Source organism: Blastomonas sp., assembly GCF_041747255.1.
Classification (GTDB): Bacteria; Pseudomonadota; Alphaproteobacteria; order Sphingomonadales; family Sphingomonadaceae; genus Blastomonas.
The window spans coordinates 1-3816 of the sequence record NZ_JBGTFM010000076.1; the positions used below are offsets into that span (position 1 = coordinate 1).

Annotated in this window: 4 protein-coding genes and 1 pseudogene; 3 read left to right on the forward strand and 2 right to left on the reverse strand. The window is 59.3% G+C overall.

Annotation, left to right across the window (positions count from 1 at the left end; genetic code table 11):
• From ACEW8G_RS02770 to ACEW8G_RS02780, 3 genes are all read left to right on the forward strand, one after another.
• Positions 1-223, forward strand: a 223-nt coding sequence (locus ACEW8G_RS02770; protein WP_373486921.1) for a transposase, incomplete at its 5' end; no start/stop codon positions are given.
• A 967-nt stretch (positions 224-1190) separates the two neighbouring features.
• Positions 1191-1763 carry a hypothetical protein gene (locus ACEW8G_RS02775; RefSeq protein WP_373486922.1) on the forward strand — a complete coding sequence of 191 codons (573 nt, stop codon included), beginning with the start codon at positions 1191-1193 and terminating at the stop codon, positions 1761-1763.
• 253 nt (positions 1764-2016) lie between these two features.
• Positions 2017-2364 carry a PilZ domain-containing protein gene (locus ACEW8G_RS02780; RefSeq protein WP_373486923.1) on the forward strand — a complete coding sequence of 116 codons (348 nt, stop codon included), beginning with the start codon at positions 2017-2019 and terminating at the stop codon, positions 2362-2364.
• Positions 2365-2367: 3 nt separating this feature from the next.
• On the opposite strand, the gene ACEW8G_RS02785 is transcribed toward ACEW8G_RS02780, so the two are convergent.
• Both ACEW8G_RS02785 and ACEW8G_RS02790 read right to left on the reverse strand, forming a co-directional pair.
• The gene (locus ACEW8G_RS02785; RefSeq protein WP_373486924.1) at positions 2368-3537 is read right to left on the reverse strand and encodes a glycosyltransferase; all 1170 of its coding nucleotides are present in this window, start codon (positions 3535-3537) and stop codon (positions 2368-2370) included.
• A gap of 13 nt (positions 3538-3550) precedes the next feature.
• Positions 3551-3816 (reverse strand): annotated as a pseudogene (locus tag ACEW8G_RS02790) (XRE family transcriptional regulator); the annotation flags it as partial.

Consider the following 3816-nt stretch of genomic DNA (forward strand, 5'->3'; position numbering starts at 1 on the left):
GGCCGCGCTGCGTGACCAAGGCACGATCCCCGTGATCCCCGGTCGCCGCAATCGCAAGCGCCCCATCCAGTATGATGAGCGCCGCTACAAAGACCGGTGGCGGGTCGAGGCCATGTTCTGCCGCCTCAAGGACTTCCGCCGTGTCGCTACCCGCTACGACAAGCTCGCCCGCAACTTCCTGTCAGCCGTGAGCCTCGCTGCCGCCATCGCGTTCTGGCTGTGATTGAGTCTCGACCCTAACCAACACGAGGTTCAACAAACTCCCGCCAGCAATCAATAATTGTCGCCTTTGCATCGCTTTTGCGACCTGACCACCGAAGTCAATCTCCGGGGGATGGGGCCGCGAAAGATCGCAGCATCAATGCAACAACCGCCGGACTCGGACATTGCTTATCGCAGGCGCAAACGGGTTCAACCCATCCCTCCATCAATGGTTCCTACAGCGCATTAAGCTTGCAGTTCAGGCCGTCACCGGAGCCAGACCGGGGCAGGCTTTGGCCCGTCCGATAGGTCGGTGAGCGGACGAGATGATGATCCGGGGGATCAATAACCCGCTGAGTCCCTTTTTAAGCGGGCTGGCTACCGTGCGGCGCGCTTTCAGATGGGGGCGTGGAACATCGACTGATCTGGGGTTTGCTGCCCTTGGCGACCTATGCCGTGAAAATTCTGCTGAACGCACCCATAGATTCGTCTGCCCGCTTTGGTCGAATTAAACCAGAAGCCTGGTACTTGTGTGTCCCAGATAAAGTAATTCGAGCGGGATTGCTTTGCAGCTTCCACTGTTCGCAGCGTCTCGGGATTTATCTAAAAAATCCAATTTATCTGAGATATCAACGGATATAGCGATCACCCTGGGGTGCGGGGACCGGAATTCAAATCCGTCGGTCTGACCAATTTTCAGCGGCATTGATGCTGCTGGCTCAACCCGTTCATGTTGATGCAATGAACCATTTGTATCAATCATATGCTCAGCTTGATCACAATACGAACCGATTCGCTTCGGGTCCGATAGGCGTGTGTGCTTCGGTCGTATGAATGTATGCAGCGGAATTTTGCCCGTCTGATAGACGCTCAATGCGGCTCTAATCGATCGACGGGGTGCCTTGCGGATGCGAATGATTGCACAATCACCCATGCGCTGACGGGGCTAAGTTGTATGGTGATTGTCTTGCTGTATCAAGGCTAACCGATTGATTTTGAACGCCTGCAAATCTGCCGATGGCCAATCCTCACTGATCAGCCGTACCCTCGAACATCAAGATCATCGGCAAACACCTTCAATCTGGCGCGATTTTGTGCGCCATTGCGAGATCGATTTTATCCTCTTTTCCGTCACCATGAACTCGGCTATATCGCAGGACGCCAAAGGGGCAATGGAAGGGGTCGGGTCGCTGGGCTTTGTCTTTCCTGCGCTTCTGCAAGATAGTTTCTTCTTGCATGTAACCCTAGGGTATCGATACAACGCGGGCTCTTGTTACCGCAACGAAGGGGAAAATACTATGAAGTCCATCACCAAGCTGAGCCCGGTCCTGGCTGCTATCGGCGTTCTCGCCCTCGCAGCATGCACGCCGGAAGAAGCCGCTGAAGCACCTGCCGAAGAAACCATGGAAGCTCCGGCTGAAGAAACCATGGAAGCTCCGGCTGAAGCCGGTGCCGAAGCTGGCATGGAAGCCGGCATGGAAGCTGGCGCTGAAGCCGGTGCAGAAGCAGGCATGGAAGCTGGCGCTGAAGCCGGTGCAGAAGCTGCTCCTGTTGCTGAATAATCGCTGATGCGATCTTCGCCTTGACCGGCGAAGCAAAGATACAGACGCCCGGACTGCTCACACGAGCAGGCCGGGCGTTTTTATTGCGGTTCAAAGGTTCGCGTGGTGATGCATGGTCAGCCCTTGGCATCGACTTTTGGCCAGATACGTTTACCATCGCTTAGTATCTTCACTCTAAGATGCCGCTGTTCCTGCAATCAAACCGACGCTTTTTGGTTGGTCGCTCTGCCGGATCGATTCCTGGAGGCACACAATGACGGCCACCGCGCGACGGAACAGCGAAACGCCTTCGACGGCTGACGACCGTCGTTATGCCATTCGCATCAATGTGCAGATCGAGGCTGATCTGGTCGATCAGGGTCGCCGACATTTTTCGGTGGTGCTGACCAATCTTTCGATCACCGGTTGCCGCTTCGAATGCAGCCAGCCGCTGCGGGTGCCTGGATCAATCACGCTGATGATAGAGGGCATAGAACCGATACCAGCCACCTTGGTGTGGATGGAAAATGGGCTGATCGGCGCGCATTTTGATGAGGCGCTGCGCCCGACCATTTGCAACCGCATCATCCGCACCCTGCGCGATCGCGCCGACCGCAAGTAGCGATCACTGGCGCCGCGTTAGCAGCCCTGCGAAATAATCCATCAGTTCATCACCATTGCGCGTCCATGTGAATGCGCTGACGGTTGCCCGCACCGCATGACGGTCTGGCGTCGCGGCCAGCAATGCGCGCACCGCCTCAGCAATCGCTGCCGGGTCTGGCATGACGATACGCCCGGCTTGCGGATCGCGCAGCAGCTCGCGCGCGCCGCCTGCATCGGCGATGACAATCGGGGTGCCGCAGGCCAAGGCCTCGACCCACGCATTGGCAAGGCCTTCAGACGAAGACGGCAACACCATGACATCTGCCGCCGCCAGCCAACCGGGCAGCTCGTCGTGCGGCACCACACCTGCAAAGATCACGCGGTCGGCGACCCCCAGCCGTTCGGCCAGCGTCTGCAATTCGGCCTGTTTGTCGCCTTGGCCCACCAGCACCAGCGTTGAGCCCAGCAGCGCGGGCAGTGCCTCAATGACGAGGTGCTGGCGTTTGCGGGCAATCAGCGCACCGACCGAGATCAGCATCGGGCCGCCGATGCCGAGCTGTGTACGCAATGCGCTGTCATCATGCGGGCGAAAACTGGTTTGATCGCAGCCGGTATAATGCACCCGTATCTTGTCGTCCGCCATGCCAAGCGCGACCATGTCGTCCTTTAAAGCGGCTGACACTGCCAGCAATCCCGCTGCATTGTGCGCAGCATCCAGCACTTGCTGACGGGTGCGCAGCTGGTTGCCCCAATGGTGGATGTCGGCGCCGCGCGCCTTGACCGAATATGGCAGGTCAAGCGCCTGAGCGATGATCCGGGCGGCCGGGCCATCGGGAAAGAAGAACTCGGCATCGATCAAGTCGAAAGGCTGCTTTTGGTGCAACTTGCGGACCAGCGGCAGGATGGCGCGCGCGATCAACTGTGGCTGCAGGTGCACCCCGGGACCGGGCAGGTGCGCGAAACGCGGGCGATAAACATCCAGCCCGCGCCATTGCTCGTGTTCGGGCAGACCCTCAAGATCCCGATAGCGCGCGTGGCGCGACAGCGGCCAAGGCGGCCGCGCGATAGGGTTGATCACGGTCACGTCCCAGCCGGGGCGACGCGCGATCTCCGCCATTTGCCGCTCGACGAAGATGCCCAGGTTGGGCCGCGCTGCATTGGGAAACAGCGTTGCGAGGGTGAGGATGCGCATGGTCCGCCTGTCTTTACAGCGCGCGGATTAATGTTTCTGCAACCCCCAGCCATGGCGGATCGCTGACCACCTGCTGACGCGTGCCTGCGCCGGGGGGCAGAATCTGCAGCTTACTGTCATCGCGCGCGATCAGCCGCCCGAACAGGAAGCGGCCCGCTGGACGTGGCACCAGCACATCACGGTTGAGCGCTCCGGCAAAGCCGTCGGGCGATATTTGCCGCAGCCAGATTGTGTCGCCGCTGCGAAAATCGCCGATGCTGCCGGTGACGCGCAGCGCGA

Bases quoted from the DNA above. Each gene is read 5' to 3' on its own strand.
- ACEW8G_RS02780 (WP_373486923.1), top strand. From the start codon at position 2,017: ATGACGGCCACCGCGCGACGGAACAGCGAAACGCCTTCGACGGCTGAC.
- ACEW8G_RS02785 (WP_373486924.1), bottom strand. From the start codon at position 3,537: ATGCGCATCCTCACCCTCGCAACGCTGTTTCCCAATGCAGCGCGGCCC.